Below are 17,594 nucleotides of genomic sequence, written 5' to 3' on the forward strand. Positions count from 1 at the left end.
TTATGCCAATTTTTTATCCAGACAACGACAATAGAAAGAGAAGATTGATTGAACTCGCTACGGACACTGAAAATTTCTTGTATGATGCAACAGCGAATTATAACGATTTTAAAGCTCTGTGTACTCAAGTCAATGCTCAAATCGTAAGTGTGTATCAGGAAGCCGGATTGAAGCAGCCGGATATCAGCCAGATTAATGTCATCAAGCAGGCAGATCCTTCTACGGATATTAACACGGAGGAGACGGTTGTTGCGATTGCAGAAGTCATTGTTGATGTAGCCGGGTTCATCGGTTCGGTTAAATATCTAGCTCCAGCGGCTACCAAGATGCTGGTCAGAGCAGGGCTTATGACAGAGGAAACGGCCGCTAAGGTCTTGACCAAATTTACGGTACCACTCATCGACAGAGAAGTAGAGATTACTGCGGGAGACCTGGCAGGGAGCATCCTGGGGGGGATCGCCGGAGGCGTTGCCGTTGCTGGAATTGATCTGGGTATCGATGCGATCGAAGGCTCCATTGCCAAAAACAAATTAAGAACAGGGCTGCATCAGATTTACCCGATGAGACAAACGGCAAAAATGTCACTTGATCAGACCAAAGAGCTGAAAAACTCCATTCAATCCGTGAAGACGACGCTGGATGCAATTACGGGTGCAGGCATCGAGCTGAATGAACAGATCATCACCAATCTGATTACGAAAGACGTGCTGCCAAGTGTGCAAAAAGCACAGGCTATTACGCTTGATGTAGTCAACGCTGAACTGAGCGGACTGGACACTGACCGCAAATCCTGGACAAATGAGGATACGAATTAATGTCGATCTTTTTTCCGGACAATGAGAAGCGGCAGGCGAGACTCATTGAGCTATCTTCGGATACACAGAACTTCTTGAATCAGTTAAAAAATAACTATGCCGAATTTACGCTGCTTAACCAGGAGATTAATGCAAAGATAGCAGATTTGTATACGCAGCATGGTCTGACTGTTCCCGATATTACGAGCTTCGATATCCTGCAGGCAAGCGGAGCGGTTCATGATGTCTCAACAGGCGATACAGCTGTAGGGATCACCAATATTTTAGTGGATGTAGCGAGCTTTCTTATCACCGTGCAATATCTTGCTCCAGGAGTAACCGCCATGTTGGTCGATTCGGGCATCATGGCAGCGGAGACGGCTGCAACGGTGCTTGGCTCTGTTCTCGGTGTCGAGATTGCTGTCGGAACACTTGCAGGCGGACTCATTGCTGGAGTCATTGCGGCGGTTGTCGTTGTAGGTATCGGGCTAGCCATTGATGCGATCGAAGGGGCCATCCTACGAAGCAAGCTGCGGCATGGTATACATCAGATGGATCAAGTGCGCGGTTCATTGAAGCTCTCTCTCGATAAAGCCATCATCATGGTGGAGTCCATGAAGAGCATTCAGCGGGCTCTGGATTCTCTTCAGCAGAGCAATATTGAGATCAGTGATGCAGTTGTGCGCAATATTGTGCAAAAAACAGTGGAGCCGGCTCTGGCTCAGGCCGATGCTGTGACACTGCAGAACGTCATTGCTGAGCTGAATCAGCTCGATCAGCAGCGTGGATCATGGACAGCAGAAGACGAAGTACCTTCGGAATCTCCTGGGCCTCATAAGGTCTTCTTGATAGCCAAAGCCCCTGAAAGTACACTGCCTGCTATTCCATCGGATTTGAAGCCGACATGCTTGGCTTCTCCAGATACGCTTCAACCGAATGCGATATATCCGATCATTAAATCGGACGGTTATACCTACTGGCCGCTGAGCTATATAGATAATCGGGTAGGAATGGCAGTCGTGGCGTTCGATCCAAGCGGACATCTGGTGAAGCGATGGGATAAGATCGGGGCTAGATACATCGTAGACATTACGGCAGATCCAAACAGCAATTCAATAATCTTCAAGGGTCAGGCTAATCAATCGTTTAGCATGCCTTGGTCTGAGCTCGGTACGCTGTAATTGCGTAATTTGATTATCAAAGCCATCATTGGATGTTTATATTATCTAGAGTTAAAGACACTCTTCTTCAATATTGAGAAGGGTGTTTTACTTTTTTAATAAAAGGAACACTTGTTCCTAGTTTGGTTTACATTTACAATAAGGGTGTATTCCAAGTTATTTATAGGAAGAGGAATTAGAGATGCAAAGAAGGAATGTAGTCTACTCCTTAATTATGGATGATACCTGCTCTAAGGTGCTCATGGTTCAAAACATGGATAACGGACGCTGGTCACTGCCCGGCGGGGCGGTAGAAGCGAATGAAACATTGGAGCAAGCTGCAGTTAGAGAGGCAAGAGAAGAAACAGGCCTTTTCATACAAGTAGGAGAGCTTGTCGGGGTAAGTGAGTGCATTATTGAAAAACGCGGCGAGCATGTTCTGTTCTTTACTTTTCTCGGTGAAGTGATCGAAGGAGAACAGCAAATCACATCACCCGAGGAGATTGGGGATATTGCCTGGATTGATATTGACACTGCGGAGCAGCTAATGCCATTGCCTTCTTATAAAGGAGGACTTAAGGAGATAGCTGCAAGGCAAGCAGGAATTACATACGTAGACGAAGGAACGGCTTAGGCGGCTTGAGGAACAGATGATTTAAATCTAGAATAGATTAGATTCTTTGGAGGAGACGGGATTACAATGAGTGTCTTTGCACAAGCACAGGACAATTTAAGAGCAGCAAATCAGATACTAGGTCGGTCCGAATCTATGAAGCCGTCGTGGATTATGGGGTCAGGACGCTGCGAGAGCTCAAGGTGTGGTGTGGACAGCATGTTCAGGAGGGGCTTACCTTCTGGAAACCCCGTAATTAGAAACTATAGATTATAACAGAACTTCTAATTCACTCTAACGTCTAATGATATAGCCGATCTTCAAGCTGTGGTCAAGCATTGAATAGGCTGGAACATATTATAAGGCAGAGGATGAAGAGACGAAATGAAGCCGACCGTAGCAGACATGATGAAGGCTTATGCTGAAGACGCTGTTGAGTTAGCTGAGAAGCTGGGTCAGAAGCTTGATTACAGTGAAGATAGCATCAAGAGCCTGGAAGGGATATTACAACGCTATCATGAAGAATTGCCCCGAGGTGTGAGAAAGATATTTAGAAGGGGCCCTTCAGAACACGAGAAGATTCAGATGTCCAAGGCTTGGGGCGGTTATTTGGGAGAAACGATCATCAAACACTTGGGGGGAGAATGGCAGCAAAGCAGTGTATCGGAGGATACGATTGCTCTTGTCGTGAGCAAGGTGATTAACGGAGAAGACTATCCTCATGAGATCTATCCTCCATCTAAGGTATACCGCAGAATAATAAACGGTCCGGAGGACAATGTTTGGCATTATTACCTTGTGCTCAAAGAGGACTTGAGCTGTGATCCAGCCCAGTCAGCCGAGTCATGTCAAGAACTCTGAAAGAGAAGCAAATAGGATCCTGAGGAGAAATGACGGATTTATTCTTATGAAATCTCTCCTGAGGGAGGGGCTGTTAATAACCTGATGCCCAAGCTGTGCCTATGGCTTGAAACGAATGCTTGTCTGCTCTTTTGATGATCTAAATGATAGCTTGGTCAGTATACATTCGGAGTAAAGTAGATAATGACAGCTATAGGCACAGCAACAATTGATGGCATCTCAGTGACCAAGTTGATTTTATATTTGCACTGTGTTACGCTTACATTACATGACAACCACATATTTTAGAAGCATCGTTTAATGGATTGTTACTGCTTATGACAGGCAAAACCTAAACTGATGGTGAAATGACAGGCTCCTTGGCGGAGTGTGCTTTTACCTTGAGTTTAGGTTTTTTTTGTTTTCTGACCTCGGATGACAGCCGGCGTATTCGGGAGTCTGTCTACGAAAACAATCAAGCCTGTGTACTATTCATGTCCTAAATTGAATTTTTTATCTATATTTCGAAATTTCTATATTTATATCACATAGAAGAGAGGTTGTTAATGATGACATTAGCCAAAAAAGGATTTCCGGAAAATTTCTTATGGGGCGGAGCAACCGCAGCGAACCAGCTTGAAGGAGGTTATAACCTAGGTGGCAAAGGTCTCTCCACCGCAGACATGATTGCCCATGTTCCTAAGGAGCTTCGTAAAGGTGGCCATGCCATGGATATTACTTCGGACCGAATAGAACAGATCCTCGCTGGAGAGATTGAAGAGCGTTTTCCCAAGCGTCATGGAATTGACTTCTATCACCGTTTCAAAGAAGACATCGCACTGTTTGCTGAAATGGGCTTCAAGGTATTCCGGATGTCTATTCACTGGGCCCGTATTTTCCCGAATGGCTATGATGAAGTACCGAACGAGGAAGGGCTGAAATTTTATGATGAGGTGTTTGATGAGCTGCATAAATACGGCATTGAGCCGCTCGTAACGCTGTCCCATTATGAAACACCGCTGGGTCTGACGCAAAAATATAACGGATGGGCCGGACGTGAAGTCATCGACCATTATGTGAGATATGCGGAAACGGTATTCAAGCGCTATAAAGATAAGGTGAAATACTGGCTGACGTTTAACGAGATTAATGTCATGCTGATCAGCCCATATACGGGCGGCGGTATTCTGGCGGACAAGGTGGATAACAAGCTCCAAACGGCCTTCCAAGCGCTGCATCATCAGTTTGTGGCGAGTGCCTTGGTGACGAAGCTGGCCCATGAGATTATTCCTGGCTCCCAAGTAGGCTGCATGCTGGCTCGTATGGAGACCTATCCGAAGACCTGCAATCCAGAGGATGTAAGACTTGCTCAGCAGGAGAATCAAATCAACCTGTTCTTTACTGATGTCCATGCTCGTGGTAAGTATCCAAATTACATGGCTCGTCACTTTGAGGAGAATAACGTGGTTATCGAGCGCCAGCCGGGCGATGATGAAATCCTGCTCAACAATACAGTGGATTTCATTTCCTTTAGTTACTACATGAGTGTGACGAAATCCGCTTCTGCAGACCAGGAAGAGACAGCCGGAAATCTTGCCGGCGGCGTGAAGAATCCTTATCTTGAGGCTTCCGACTGGGGCTGGGAGATCGATCCGATCGGGCTTCGAGTTACACTCAACAATCTATGGGATCGTTACAATAAACCGCTCTTTATCGTGGAAAATGGACTTGGCGCATATGACAAGGTCGAAGAGGACGGCTCCATTCATGATACGTACCGGATAGATTACCTCAGAAAGCATATCGAGCAGATGAATGAAGCAATTAAGGATGGAGTAGATCTGATGGGCTTCACAAGCTGGGGGCCGATTGATCTGGTCAGCATGTCTACATCTGAAATGTCCAAGCGCTATGGCTTTATTTATGTCGATCTGGATGATGCAGGCAACGGTACACTCGAACGCTCGAAAAAGGATTCCTTTGAATGGTTCAAGAACGTTATCGCTACTAACGGCGAAGTGCTCTAAAGAAGATTTCGGGTGATAGAATGAACAGCCCGGCTTCTGTGCAGGATATAACAATCGAGAGAGGATTGAATAAATATGACAACTCCATTTCCGAAAGACTTTCTATGGGGCGGTGCTGTAGCGGCCAACCAGCTGGAAGGGGCCTATAATCAAGATGGTAAAGGACTATCTGTACAAGACGTGCTGCCAAAGGGTATATCAGCGCCGAGAACGGAAGAACCGACTTCAGATAACTTGAAGCTCGTAGGGATTGATTTTTATAACCGATACAAAGAGGACATCAAGCTGTTCGCTGAAATGGGCTTCAAGGTATTCCGCACATCCATTGCCTGGTCGCGTATTTTCCCGCAAGGAGATGAGCTTGAGCCGAATGAAAAAGGCCTGCAGTTCTATGATGAATTGTTTGACGAGTGCTTGAAGTATGGTATTGAGCCGCTGGTCACCATCTCTCATTATGAGACGCCGCTGCACCTGTCCAAGACATATAACGGCTGGGTTAACCGCCAAATGATTGGATTCTATGAACGCTATGTTAGAACACTGTTTGCCCGCTACAAAGGAAAAGTGAAATACTGGCTCACCTTTAACGAGATCAACTCTATTCTGGAGGAGCCATTTATGAGCGGAGGCATCTTTACTCCGAAGGAGCAGCTCTCCAAGCAGGATTTGTATCAGGCGATCCATCATGAGCTGGTAGCCAGTGCCTTAGCCGTGAAGATCGGACATGAGATGATGCCAGAGGCCAAAATCGGCTGCATGGTGCTCAGTATGCCGACTTATCCGCTCACGCCGAACCCGGATGATGTGGTTAAAGCGATGCATGCAGAGCAAAGAAATGATCTGTTCGCCGATGTGCATGCCCGTGGCTATTATCCTAAATATATCAATCGTTATTTCAAGGAGAACAATATCAGCATTCAGTTTGAAGATGGCGATGCTGAAATTTTGAAGCACACGGTGGATTTCATATCCTTCAGTTATTATGTGAGCATTTGCGAAACAGCCGATCCGGACAAGCGGAATGAAGGTAAAGGCAATTTGTTCGCAGGTGTGCAAAACCCTTATCTGAAAGCAAGCGAATGGGGATGGCAGATCGATCCTCAAGGTCTTCGGGTTACACTGAACAAATATTATGACCGTTATCAGAAGCCATTGTTCATTGTTGAGAATGGACTTGGGGCTATTGATGAGCTTGTTACGGACGAGCAGGGGAATAAGACCGTGATTGACGATTATCGAATCCAGTATTTGAACGATCATCTTGTTGAAGTCGGTAAAGCGATTGAGGATGGGGTCGAGGTCATGGGCTTCACCTCCTGGGGATGTATTGATCTGGTGAGCGCATCTACTGCCGAGATGAAGAAACGTTATGGCTTCATCTATGTAGACCGCAACAATGACGGTACAGGCAGTCTCGAACGGTATAAGAAGAAATCATTTGATTGGTATAAAGAAGTTATTGGTACAAATGGAGCGAGTCTTACAGATCCGGCTGCCGAAAAGTAATTACCGAATAGTGGCACCTTCGGGAATGTTAAACGCTTTCATAAAACCGTTGTCATTTGGCTGCTGATATGGTAAGATAGGCCTATAGCTAATATATTACTGGATTGTTACTGTTAAATCAGGCAAAACCAGAGGCGGGGCTGCAACAATGCTCTGCTTTGGTTTTGCCTTTAATTTTTTGCCAGTACAAGGTGATGTGAACAGATGAAAATAGCGAAGGTGCTGAACAACAATGTTGTGACGGTCATCGATTCAAGTGGTAATGAGCAGGTTGTTATGGGGCGGGGGATCGCCTTTAAGAAACACACAGGAGACTCGATTGATGAATCTCTTATTGAAAAGGTATTCTCACTTGAAAGCAAGGAAGTATCACAGAAACTGAAAACGCTTCTGTCCGATATTCCTGCGGAATATGTGGAATGCTCGGATGAGATTATCCGTTATGCGGAAACAGTACTTGGCGAGAAGCTTCATGAGAGCATCTACATCTCGCTGACGGATCATATTCATTTTGCCATAGACCGTCATCGGCAGGGCATGCAGCTGCGGAACGCACTGCTGTGGGAGATCAAACGGATGTACCGCAAGGAGTTTGCCATTGGTCAGAAGGCGCTGAATATTATTGAAGAAACGCTCGGCGTTCTCCTGCCGGAAGACGAATGCGCATTCATCGCAATGCATCTTGTAAATGCCCAGATGAACGGCGAGATGAGGGAAACGATCAGCATTACGAATATCGTCAAGGATATTCTAAACATTGTAAGACGAAGCTTTGTGATTGAGCTGGATGAAGATTCACTCAGTTACTATCGGTTCTTAACGCATCTGAAATACTTTGCACAGCGGGTCATAGCAGGGACCGCGATTGAAGGGAAGGAAGAGGATAACCCGCTTCACGACCTGGTCAGCAAGCAATATCCTGATGCTTACGCTTGTGCCATGAAGATTAACGATTACACCCGAAAAATTTATGGACGGGTATTATCAAAGGAAGAAATATTATATCTGACCATTCATATTGAGCGGATCGTCAGAAACGAACAGCCAACCGAATAATACGGGATTGTTACTGTCGTACAGGCAAAACCTAAACGTTGAATCACAGATAAGTTGATCTTGTCTTGGTTTCAGTGTTTAGGTTTTTTTCTTTCCTATTCTAAGTGCAATACGAGCTTTTCACTTATTACATTTCCTAAAAGGAGCAATTCATCATGGATAAACAACAATTGTCCAAAGATATATTGAAGCTGGTCGGCGGTGAAGAAAATATCGATCAAGTAACGCATTGTATGACCCGTCTTCGCTTTAACCTGAATGACAATAGTAAGGCAGATAAGAAGACACTCCAAAATACCCCGGGTGTCATGGGTGTTATGATCAACGGGGGTCAGTTCCAGGTTATCATTGGTAACGAGGTACCTAAAGTGTACAACGCACTAGTCGGCAATATGAGCAAATCACCCGATGCGGGTACGAATGCATCCAGCGAAACAAAGACGAAGAAAAATCCGCTGAGTGCTTTGTTTGATTTTATTTCCGGCGTATTTACCCCGATTCTTCCGGCGATTACCGGAGCGGGGATGATCAAAGGGATTGTCGCACTGCTGGTCACACTGGGCTGGATGTCCGAGACAAGTTCGACGTATCAAATCTTGTCGGCAATTGGGGACGGAGCGTTCTACTTCCTGCCGATTATCTTGGGGATTAGTACTGCCCGCAAGCTGGGAAGCAACATGTACATTGGTGCAGCGATCGGGGCTTCTGTACTCCATCCGACGATAACCACCTTGCTAGGAACAGGTGAAAGTATAACCTTTGCCGGACTTCCTGTTGTGGCAGCCACCTATTCTTCATCGGTGATCCCGATCCTAATTGCGGTGTGGCTCGCCTCCTATGTTGAGAAAGCCGTAGACAAGGTTACCCATGCATCACTTAAGCTAATTGTTGTTCCTACAGTTACGCTGCTCGTCATTGTACCTGTGACGCTTATTGCCGTAGGTCCACTGGGTGTTATTATTGGTAATGGCTTGACGGATGGTTTCTCCTGGCTGTTCGATAACACGGGTCTATTTGCCGGACTTATTATTGGCGGAGCTTTCTCGCTGCTGATTATTACAGGCATGCACTATGCACTTGTACCAATCATGATCGGTTCGATCGCAACATTGGGCTATGATTACCTGATTCCGATGATGATGGTAGCGAACTTTGCCCAAGCCGGCAGCGCGCTCGGCGTATCGCTCAAGTCCAAAAACAAACAAACGAAATCACTCGCAATGTCGACGAGTGTTACGGCCTTCATGGGAATTACGGAGCCCGCGATGTACGGGGTCAACATGAAGTATAAAAAACCGTTTATCGCGGCCCTGATCGGGGCAGGCATCGGCGGTGCCTTCATGAGCTTGTTCCATACGAAAGCTTATGTTGTCGGCGGCCTTGCCGGTTTGTCCGGTATTCCCATGATTCTGGGTGAAACTTTCGTATATGCTGTTATCGGTCTTCTAATTGGTTCGGCTGCAGCTGCAGTCCTCACTTATATTCTTGGATTTGATGAAGAGATCGCGGTGGAGACTCCGGAAGCTAAAGAAGTGAATACACAGGGCGCCAATGCTTCACAAACTTCTGTGACAGCTGATGAAGGAGCTGCAGCTTCCGTGTCTGTGAATGAGGAAGAAGTAAAAGCAGAAGATCAGGAAGTTTACAGTCCAATTACCGGCGAAGTCAAACCGCTGAGTGCAGTGAATGACCCTGCGTTCTCTGAAGAGATTATGGGTCAAGGATTTGCCATTCAGCCATCCGAAGGCCGGGTTGTCTCTCCGATTAACGGAACGGTCTTCTCTCTGTCCAAGAGCGGTCATGCGATTGGTCTTGTGAGTGACAGCGGAGCGGAAATGCTGATTCATATCGGTATCGATACAGTGAAGCTGAAAGGCCAGTTCTTTAGTCCGAAGGTTCAAGCTGGAGCGAGGGTATCCGTGGGTGATCTTCTGATGGAGTTCGACAGGGAAGAGATCGAAAAAGCAGGCTACGAAACGATTACACCTGTCATTGTAACCAACATGCACCAATACGGAGCGATCCAATCCGCAGGAAAAACAAACGTCCGTGAAACCGAGCTGATCTATACAGCCAAGGCACTGAAATAATGAAAAAAGTGATTTCGTTACTCGAAGAGAGATTTGAAAAGGATTTTTGAAGAAAGCCCAGCTGATTGCAGCTGGGCTACTTCTACACACCCTACTTAGTGAGATTTTTGGATGAAGAACGACTTTTGACGAAGTCAACCGGAGTGATTCAGCCAAAAACCGAATGCTCGATTCAGCCAAAAACCGAACGCTCGATTCAGCCAAAAACCGAACGCTTCAGAACGCCTCTTACTCGGCTTCCTTGATCGCTTCAGCAAGGATTTTACGGAAAGAAACTTCCTCATGATCCTCAAATCCTTTAAATATAACATCTTTGATATCCTCGTGGTTAAAGAAGACATTAGAGTCTTCTGTTAAATTGCCGTGTGGATAATAACATGCCACATAGTCCCATGTACTCTGAGACTCAGTATCATTTTGCAGCCGGCCATAGATCATCAGCTTCTGCTTCCATTCCTTAATGCGTACTACAGAACCGATCGGCAGCAGGTCTTGTTCATAGTTAACAGTCATGATCGTTCCTCCTTTGCAGGTCAATGCTCTTATTTAACCATAATGACCCATAGACATGCAAAAGAAGCTGCTTGTTATTTCATTCCTATCACATCAGCCATTGGAGGATTAGCCGCTTCATCTTAATAGATGCCCAAGCTATTGGCCCAGTTCCCATACCAGGAATAATTAACTCTTCGCTCTTGTTCAATATCACTTAGCTTGTACTTCACTATACCGTCTCGACCGACAAAGATCGGTTTATTGGTATTGATCTCATAGAAACGAGCCCAAATGGCCGGCGCACTCGGATCACTAACCACCACAACATCATCCGTAGTCTTTACTACTTTGATACCGGTGATTTTTACGGCTTTGAGCCAATCTTCCGCTGCCTTGATACTATTTGCAATTGCCGTAGTAGAGGCTCTAGTCTTGAGGAATTTAACGATGTTCACACTTTCCTGTGCGCTAAGAGAAGGAACCTCATAGGATCTTGCTCCAGCCGGCTTTAGTGTTGAGGAATCATGCTGTTGTCCCCAAACGGTAAGTTTACCGTTCACAGACACCTGAATTTGCAAAATTAAGTTGATTCCCTTGGATACAGCACTACTGGCTCTGCTGGCTAACGTGCTGTCCACAAAGGAAAAATCGCCTTTTTTGTTAGCGACGTCATCGAGTAGAATCATAACGTTAATCATGGCGTTGTCATTAAATGTAATGTGCTTGTGATAACCGGAGCTGTTGTATATTTGCGGCCAGCCTCCATTCGCATATTGCATGTTTAGCAAGAAGTTGATTCCACGGATCGCAGCAGCAGAATATTGAGCATTGTTGGTTTTTTGGTATTCCGCGGCCAATCTTCTGATCTCGGTATAAGTTGCCTTATTATCAATCGTAGATTTGGACCATTCTCCGCTCGTCGTGCTGTAATCCTTTTTCCATCCGCCATCGGCTTGCTGATATTTGAGTATGTCGGAAATACTTGCCGTTTCTCCCGAACTCGCTAGAACAGTAGAGGAAGGCGGAATCAGGAGAGTGATAACGGAGAATATCAGGGATAATGCCAAGAGAGCTGGAATCTTCTTGAACTTTGCCAACATAACAGTCATCTCCTTATTAATTACTTAATGTAAACGTTTACAGTCTTGTTGCTTATTATATCGGACGACCACATGATTGTAAATAATTTTAAAAAATGGATTGAATATCCTGATTATTTGCAGATAACCTGATGTTCACCAGCATTTGAATAGCAAATAAACACAAAAAAGCACTTGTTTAAGTAACCGGAAAAGTACACACGTGTGGTGTATCGTTTAACCTTGGTCACTTAAAAAAGTGCAATAAGAGTGCATTAAAAGGGCTAAATGCTCTCTTCTAGATCAATTGTGCTAAATGGATTGCTGAATTATATGGATTGAGCGGCAATCCGTTCTTAAGGCGGTTAACAAAATCGTTATTCGCCAGCAAGGGACGGCCAAATGCAGCCAAATCGATGACACCTGAACGGATGGCTGTCACAGCAGAATCGGGAGTCAGATTGCCAACTCCGATGATATAACCTTCCCATCGACTCCGCACGAGCTCGTGAAATGTCAGACCTTCCCATATCGGCTGGGAGAAATGGTTTGTAGATGGATGGATGACTTGCAGACCAACCTCGTGAAACATCTCGATGTATGACTCGATCTCAGCGATAGGGTCTAACCATCGGAAACTGGGCTCATCGTCTTTCAATTCAGAGAAGCGTAGAACGACACGCTCCATACCGATATCCTCACCAATGGCAGAGAGTATTTCTCTCATTAGTCTCAGACGCTGAGTCCTGTGACCACCATAACCATCCGTACGTCGATTTGTGGATTCCGATGCAAATTGATCGATTAGATAGCCATGGGCTCCGTGAATTTCGACCCCGTCAAAACCGGCTTGTATAGCATTATTAGCTGCCTGTTTAAAGTGATGTACGGTCATACGAATATCTTCATTCGTCATTTCCTTAGGCATAGCGTAAGGTTTACGCAACCGATGTACAAGCCCCTCAGCACGCAGAGCAGAGGGGGCAAGGGGTGGACGGCCCCCTGTTAAATCAGGATGGGTCAGCCTGCCGACATGCCATAGCTGTGCTATAATGGTGCCGCCTTTTTCATGTACTGCCTCCGTGACTTTGCGCCAAGCACTCACTTGCTCGCTTGTATATAATCCAGGTACTCCAAAGGTCCCTTTTCCTTGGATTGTCGGTATAATGCCTTCTGTGATGATAAGGCCTATTCCGTCTTCCGCTCGGCGTTGATAGTAAGCAATGACATCCTCACCAACCGTACCCGTAACATCATTGGCAAATGAGCGCGTCATTGGAGCCATTACAATCCGTGTTTGTAGTTGCCAGGGCCCGATTCGAACGGGCTGTAACAATTCGTTATTTATCATATCCACGCCTCTTCTTTCAATTGATATAATAAATAATTTTATATAATATCGATGTTAGGTACTATAGAGTTTTAAAGTTAATATGGAGTTCGAATCTTTAAATTCATTTCATTTGATGAATTATACCTTGAATATAAAGGAGTATGATTGATGGACGATCTGGACAAGCAAATCTTGCTGCGGTTGCAGGAGGAAGGGCGCATCTCTATGACGGATCTAGGAAAGGCCGTTTCCTTATCACAGCCTGCCGTTACGGAGCGAGTACGCCGCATGGAAGAGAACGGAATTATTGATCACTATCGTGCAGTCATTACCCCAGAGAAGATCAACAAGCAAATATCCGCATTCATTCTGTTCTATACTAAAGGATGTGATAACTTCGTCAGTTACTGTAAAGAAGCACGCGATGTCGTTGAGTTGCATCGAATCAGCGGACATCAGTACAATTTTCTTGTCAAACTGGTTACCGAATCTTTACTAACCTTGGAGAGTGCAATTAATGAGCTTGGAAAATATGGTGACTCAACGACCATGATCGTACTCTCATCACCAATTAAGCAAGACCAGTTAATCCCTTAAGGATCTTTAGGCTGTCGAGAAATTCTCGGCAGTCATTTTTATTTCTTTTTCATTCAAGCACGGGATGGATTTACTAAATGAATTATTTTTATGCTTTACACCCAAAATAAAATTTAGTAAAATTAAATTGCAAACAATATAATTTATAACAATATAACAACAGCTATATTCTAAAATTAAAATTAAAATTAAAAGGAGAACATGAAAATGAAAACATTGTATGAAACAACGGTAATCAATACAGGAGGGCGTCAAGGCATTGTGCAATCTCCGGATAACGTATTTCTGCTGGAGGTTGCTGCACCTCCGGAGCTAGGCGGCAAGGATACAACGGCTACCAATCCTGAGCAGCTGTTCGCGGCTGGATACAGTGCCTGCTTTAATTCAGCACTTGAGTTTCAATTGAAGAAGAACAATGTACAAATCGAGAAGAGCACCGTGTCCGCAACGGTATATTTAAAAACAGATCCGGCAGATAACGGTGTTAAGCTTGAGGTGGAGCTGGATGTACGAATCGACGGTTTGGATGAGGAGACAGCTCGCAAGTATGTGGAGCTTGCTCATGATTATTGCCCGTACTCCAAAGCCATTAAAGGAAATGTCAATGTAACGGTAAGCATGGGGTAAATGAAATTCACGCGATAACTCACAATAAAAAAAGCCAGTATGCTCCATACGAATGGGGCGGGACTATACCTTGTTTATGAGACAGGGTACAGTCCCGGGCATACGGGCTTTTTTCTTTTTTTTAGCGGTCATGTAACTGCTGATGCAGCTTCCGGACCTGCTCGGCTAGCTCCGGCACAGGGCCATCTACTACGGTATCACGAATAACTTCGTGAATAGGGAGGCTCAGCACCCGAGATGAGCGGGCGCCCATATCATTCAGCCACATGGACAGCTGAGCTGAGGAACTTGCATAAACGATCCGTCCCAAGCCAACCCATCCATGGGCAGCAGCACACATTGGACAATGCTCGCCAGATGTATATACGGTTGCTTGGCTTCGTTCTAGTGGGTCCATGTGCTCTGCAGCCCAGCGTGCTAATGCAAATTCGGGATGCTGGGTAGGGTCACCGCCTCCCACATGGTTACGTTCCTCGGCAAGTACGGTGCCATCAGCGGATACAAGGACGGAACCGAAGGGCTCGTCACCTGCTTCAAGAGCGGTTCCTGCTAGCTCTATGCAGCGTTTCAAATGTGCAAGATCTGTATCATTGACCATGGCTGTTCATCTCCTGTTCTCTATTGCTATACTGTCAGGCTATCATGATTATCGGTATCTTGAAAATAAGATCCCCAAAAATATGGTCTGATTGGAGTTCGATTCGCTGGTAAAAATAAGTACAGATGAGGAGGGCATGCCGCGCAGGAAAGTGGTACAATACATAGAAATGATAGCTGATAGCTAAGTCATAGACAGAGAAATGCTGCGTAAGAGAATTCTTTTCATATCACCCATCGTTTGATGAGTTGTGGAATGGATTCGAGTACATGCCTTGCGCGTACCAAATTCAAGCGGAGTGTGGAGAGAATGGAACCAGTAGAGACATCAAAAAGTGGAAATGTCCCTGTTGTGGGAATGGAAGATATCGTCAGAGCACACCATGTGCTGAGAGAGGTTATCGTACGTACACCACTCCAGCGTGATGCTGTGTTATCTGCGAAATACAATTGCGAAGTTTATCTAAAGAGAGAAGATTTGCAAGTCGTTCGTTCATTTAAAATCCGTGGTGCTTACAACATGATCCGGAGTCTGTCCCAGGAGGAGAGAGAACGGGGGATTGTATGCGCGAGTGCTGGGAACCATGCGCAAGGGGTTGCTTTTTCATGTAATGCCTTGGGAATTCAGGGCAAGATCTTTATGCCAAGCACAACACCGAGTCAGAAGGTTAAGCAGGTAAGACGTTTTGGAGGAAGCAATGTGGAGGTCGTGCTTACAGGCGACACTTATGACGATTCCTATGAAGCGGCCATGCGTGTATGCAAGGAGCAGGAGCTTACGTTTATTCATCCTTTTGATCAGCCGAAGATTATTGCAGGCAATGGAACGATTGGGATGGAGATCATGGAGGATCTGGACACCCCCGCGGATTATGTGTTTGTGACTATTGGCGGTGGTGGACTCGCGGCAGGTGTAGGTGCGTATATCAAAACCGTTCATCCGGAAACGAAGGTCATTGGCGTAGAGCCGTTAGGCGCAGCTTCCATGACGGAGGCCATTGATCAGAAGCAGGTCGTTACCCTGCAGCAGATTGATAAATTTGTGGATGGTGCAGCGGTTAAACGTGTGGGTGATCTCACCTATGATATCTGCAAGAACGCACTGGATGATATCTTAAAGGTGCCGGAGGGCAAGGCGTGTACAACCATTCTTGAATTGTATAACGAAAATGCCATTGTGGTTGAACCGGCGGGTTCCTTGTCTGTTGCTGCACTAGCGCAGTATAAGGATCAGATTCAAGGAAAAAAAGTCGTCTGCATCATCAGTGGGGGCAATAATGACATTGACCGGATGCAAGAGATTAAGGAACGTTCGCTCATGTATGAAGGGCTCAAGCATTATTTCATGATTAACTTCCCGCAGCGTGCGGGGGCACTCCGTGAATTTTTGGAGGATGTGCTCGGTCCAAATGATGATATCGCCCGGTTTGAATATACGAAGAAGAATGACAAAGAGAACGGTCCGGCCCTGGTCGGCATTGAGCTGATGTACACCGAGGATTACGAGCCGCTCATCGAGCGTATGAATCGAAAAAATATTCAATATACCGAGCTGAACAAGGATCTTAATCTCTTTAATCTCTTGATCTGATATATTTTAGGTGATAAAAATAGAGCCCCGCTTACAATCGTAAGCGGGGCTTCTTGTGCTGCACATTAGCATTCTATCCGTTCGTTCCGACATGCTCCTCGAGCCAATCTTTTACCTCAGAGGTTTGCTTGAACTGATGATCCTTCAGTACGTTAACGAACTGCTTCAGCAGCTCGTGCAGCTGACTGTTGTTATCATTCGGGCGACCGGCAATGAACGTGTAGGCTGTTTTGGCATGGGGTCTGATCGCTCCATTGTCTTGGAAGAGAGGGGTATTATTCATCCCGTAAAAAATAACGTGTCTGTACAAGTCATATTGATCTTCCATTTGCCGTGTGCGATTAGAGTTCGGATAGTTATTAACAAATCCTTCGAGCAGTAACGCACGATTGACAAGCTCCTGATACCCGATCGCAAGAGCGGCATCCTTACCCAGCTGTTTGCGAGAGAGCTCTGACTGGATGCTGATGTAGGCAGAAATATCCTCTTTGACATCCTCCTCGTAACGTTCAAAAGCAGAATAATCCATCGTCAGGAAATACATGCCTTCAGCGGTAATGACCTTGTATCCGTAATTTTTAGCCTGTGTCAGCAGGTTTTTCACTTTTTGAGTTTTGGCCTTTTGGATCAGCTGGTTCATGGTGTCGTTTTCTTTGAAAAAGGTCTGCAGCTCCTCTTGAACGTCCTGCGGGTACAACTTCTTATCAATGGACGGCATGGCTTTGATCCGTGCATTTTCTAAATAGAGCACCATAAGCGTCGCATGATGGGGAGATGCTTTTGATATATTTTTATTCAGATAAGTTGCAGCTTCCGGCAGACCGTTCGGTTGTTTAAGCAAAGCTCGAAACTTGTTCAGGATAACGGACGACTCCGATGAAACTGCCTCAGCAGCTGCAGGTGCTGATGTATTTGCTTGCGCGGTATTTTGGGCGAAGGCGGGGCTCCATCCGGCAGGCAGCAGCAATGCTGCACTGCTTAACACAGCCATCCATTTTACGGTGGATTTCCGGTTGTTCTTATGCCGAAGTATCGTGTTCTTCATAATTATACCCTCCTAAAAATGATGGATAGATTTACATACATGGGTTACCTAAAGTATTTACCCTAATTACCCGAGGCCCACCTGCTCTAGTTGAAATGATGTGGCACAATAATGATCGAATTGCACACAATGGTCTCTACTGAT

16 protein-coding genes are annotated in these 17,594 nt (G+C 45.5%); 11 read left to right on the forward strand and 5 right to left on the reverse strand.

All coding sequences use genetic code 11. The features are described 5' to 3' along the window. The first annotated feature begins 2 nt into the window (after positions 1–2). From BLW49_RS19900 to BLW49_RS19935, 8 genes are all read left to right on the forward strand, one after another. Complete coding sequence (locus tag BLW49_RS19900) at positions 3–815, forward strand: hypothetical protein (RefSeq protein WP_047912793.1); 813 nt, start codon at positions 3–5, stop codon at positions 813–815. Next, a complete protein-coding gene (locus tag BLW49_RS19905; RefSeq protein WP_090726446.1) occupies positions 815–1,975 on the forward strand; it encodes a hypothetical protein in 1,161 nt (386 codons plus the stop codon). Before BLW49_RS19900 ends, BLW49_RS19905 begins: the two co-directional genes overlap by 1 nt. A gap of 181 nt (positions 1,976–2,156) precedes the next feature. Then, entirely contained in the window at positions 2,157–2,588 is a 432-nt protein-coding gene (locus BLW49_RS19910; RefSeq protein ID WP_090726447.1) for an NUDIX hydrolase, read from the forward strand. A 363-nt stretch (positions 2,589–2,951) separates the two neighbouring features. Then, positions 2,952–3,428, forward strand: a complete 477-nt coding sequence (locus tag BLW49_RS19915) for a hypothetical protein (protein ID WP_047912796.1) — start codon at positions 2,952–2,954, stop codon at positions 3,426–3,428. Between the two features lie 548 nt (positions 3,429–3,976). Beyond that, complete coding sequence (locus BLW49_RS19920; RefSeq protein WP_090726733.1) at positions 3,977–5,434, forward strand: glycoside hydrolase family 1 protein; 1,458 nt, start codon at positions 3,977–3,979, stop codon at positions 5,432–5,434. A gap of 75 nt (positions 5,435–5,509) precedes the next feature. Next, on the forward strand, positions 5,510–6,940 hold the full coding sequence (locus tag BLW49_RS19925) for a glycoside hydrolase family 1 protein (RefSeq protein WP_090726449.1): 1,431 nt from the start codon (positions 5,510–5,512) through the stop codon (positions 6,938–6,940). A gap of 204 nt (positions 6,941–7,144) precedes the next feature. Then, positions 7,145–7,996 carry a BglG family transcription antiterminator LicT gene (gene licT / locus BLW49_RS19930; RefSeq protein ID WP_090726451.1) on the forward strand — a complete coding sequence of 284 codons (852 nt, stop codon included), beginning with the start codon at positions 7,145–7,147 and terminating at the stop codon, positions 7,994–7,996. Positions 7,997–8,151: 155 nt separating this feature from the next. After that, positions 8,152–10,086, forward strand: coding sequence for a beta-glucoside-specific PTS transporter subunit IIABC (locus BLW49_RS19935; protein ID WP_090726455.1), 1,935 nt, complete (start codon positions 8,152–8,154; stop codon positions 10,084–10,086). A 228-nt stretch (positions 10,087–10,314) separates the two neighbouring features. Here the strand turns inward: BLW49_RS19935 and BLW49_RS19940 are convergent, their stop codons facing one another. The 3 genes from BLW49_RS19940 to BLW49_RS19950 all read right to left on the reverse strand — a co-directional run bounded on the left by BLW49_RS19940 (position 10,315) and on the right by BLW49_RS19950 (position 13,011). After that, on the reverse strand, positions 10,315–10,599 hold the full coding sequence (locus BLW49_RS19940) for a DUF4176 domain-containing protein (RefSeq protein ID WP_090726457.1): 285 nt from the start codon (positions 10,597–10,599) through the stop codon (positions 10,315–10,317). 122 nt (positions 10,600–10,721) lie between these two features. After that, positions 10,722–11,681, reverse strand: a complete 960-nt coding sequence (pelA, locus tag BLW49_RS19945; protein WP_081872609.1) for a pectate lyase — start codon at positions 11,679–11,681, stop codon at positions 10,722–10,724. Between the two features lie 277 nt (positions 11,682–11,958). Beyond that, positions 11,959–13,011, reverse strand: coding sequence for an oxidoreductase (locus BLW49_RS19950; protein WP_090726459.1), 1,053 nt, complete (start codon positions 13,009–13,011; stop codon positions 11,959–11,961). Positions 13,012–13,161: 150 nt separating this feature from the next. On the opposite strand from BLW49_RS19950, the gene BLW49_RS19955 reads away from it, so the two are divergent. Both BLW49_RS19955 and BLW49_RS19960 read left to right on the forward strand, forming a co-directional pair. After that, positions 13,162–13,590 carry an Lrp/AsnC family transcriptional regulator gene (locus tag BLW49_RS19955; RefSeq protein ID WP_047912803.1) on the forward strand — a complete coding sequence of 143 codons (429 nt, stop codon included), beginning with the start codon at positions 13,162–13,164 and terminating at the stop codon, positions 13,588–13,590. Positions 13,591–13,797: 207 nt separating this feature from the next. Next, positions 13,798–14,217 (forward strand): organic hydroperoxide resistance protein, encoded by a 420-nt coding sequence (locus tag BLW49_RS19960; RefSeq protein WP_047912804.1) that lies wholly within the window; start codon positions 13,798–13,800, stop codon positions 14,215–14,217. Between the two features lie 121 nt (positions 14,218–14,338). On the opposite strand, the gene BLW49_RS19965 is transcribed toward BLW49_RS19960, so the two are convergent. Then, the gene (locus BLW49_RS19965; RefSeq protein WP_047912805.1) at positions 14,339–14,815 is read right to left on the reverse strand and encodes a nucleoside deaminase; all 477 of its coding nucleotides are present in this window, start codon (positions 14,813–14,815) and stop codon (positions 14,339–14,341) included. Positions 14,816–15,124: 309 nt separating this feature from the next. On the opposite strand from BLW49_RS19965, the gene ilvA reads away from it, so the two are divergent. Continuing rightward, positions 15,125–16,405 (forward strand): threonine ammonia-lyase IlvA, encoded by a 1,281-nt coding sequence (ilvA, locus tag BLW49_RS19970; protein WP_047912806.1) that lies wholly within the window; start codon positions 15,125–15,127, stop codon positions 16,403–16,405. A gap of 73 nt (positions 16,406–16,478) precedes the next feature. Here ilvA and BLW49_RS19975 read toward each other — a convergent pair whose 3' ends face one another. After that, positions 16,479–17,450, reverse strand: a complete 972-nt coding sequence (locus BLW49_RS19975) for a hypothetical protein (protein ID WP_076312443.1) — start codon at positions 17,448–17,450, stop codon at positions 16,479–16,481. Positions 17,451–17,594 lie beyond the last annotated feature (144 nt).

The organism is Paenibacillus sp. PDC88 (genome assembly GCF_900106725.1).
GTDB classification, from domain to species: Bacteria; Bacillota; Bacilli; order Paenibacillales; family Paenibacillaceae; genus Paenibacillus; species Paenibacillus shunpengii.

Coding starts and splice junctions, on each gene's coding strand:
- BLW49_RS19905 (WP_090726446.1), top strand. CDS start 815: ATGTCGATCTTTTTTCCGGACAATGAGAAGCGGCAGGCGAGACTCATT.
- ilvA (WP_047912806.1), top strand. CDS start 15,125: ATGGAACCAGTAGAGACATCAAAAAGTGGAAATGTCCCTGTTGTGGGA.
- BLW49_RS19940 (WP_090726457.1), bottom strand. CDS start 10,599: ATGACTGTTAACTATGAACAAGACCTGCTGCCGATCGGTTCTGTAGTA.
- BLW49_RS19950 (WP_090726459.1), bottom strand. CDS start 13,011: ATGATAAATAACGAATTGTTACAGCCCGTTCGAATCGGGCCCTGGCAA.
- BLW49_RS19900 (WP_047912793.1), top strand. CDS start 3: ATGCCAATTTTTTATCCAGACAACGACAATAGAAAGAGAAGATTGATT.
- BLW49_RS19935 (WP_090726455.1), top strand. CDS start 8,152: ATGGATAAACAACAATTGTCCAAAGATATATTGAAGCTGGTCGGCGGT.
- BLW49_RS19955 (WP_047912803.1), top strand. CDS start 13,162: ATGGACGATCTGGACAAGCAAATCTTGCTGCGGTTGCAGGAGGAAGGG.
- BLW49_RS19910 (WP_090726447.1), top strand. CDS start 2,157: ATGCAAAGAAGGAATGTAGTCTACTCCTTAATTATGGATGATACCTGC.
- licT (WP_090726451.1), top strand. CDS start 7,145: ATGAAAATAGCGAAGGTGCTGAACAACAATGTTGTGACGGTCATCGAT.
- pelA (WP_081872609.1), bottom strand. CDS start 11,681: ATGTTGGCAAAGTTCAAGAAGATTCCAGCTCTCTTGGCATTATCCCTG.
- BLW49_RS19920 (WP_090726733.1), top strand. CDS start 3,977: ATGACATTAGCCAAAAAAGGATTTCCGGAAAATTTCTTATGGGGCGGA.
- BLW49_RS19925 (WP_090726449.1), top strand. CDS start 5,510: ATGACAACTCCATTTCCGAAAGACTTTCTATGGGGCGGTGCTGTAGCG.
- BLW49_RS19915 (WP_047912796.1), top strand. CDS start 2,952: ATGAAGCCGACCGTAGCAGACATGATGAAGGCTTATGCTGAAGACGCT.
- BLW49_RS19975 (WP_076312443.1), bottom strand. CDS start 17,450: ATGAAGAACACGATACTTCGGCATAAGAACAACCGGAAATCCACCGTA.
- BLW49_RS19960 (WP_047912804.1), top strand. CDS start 13,798: ATGAAAACATTGTATGAAACAACGGTAATCAATACAGGAGGGCGTCAA.
- BLW49_RS19965 (WP_047912805.1), bottom strand. CDS start 14,815: ATGGTCAATGATACAGATCTTGCACATTTGAAACGCTGCATAGAGCTA.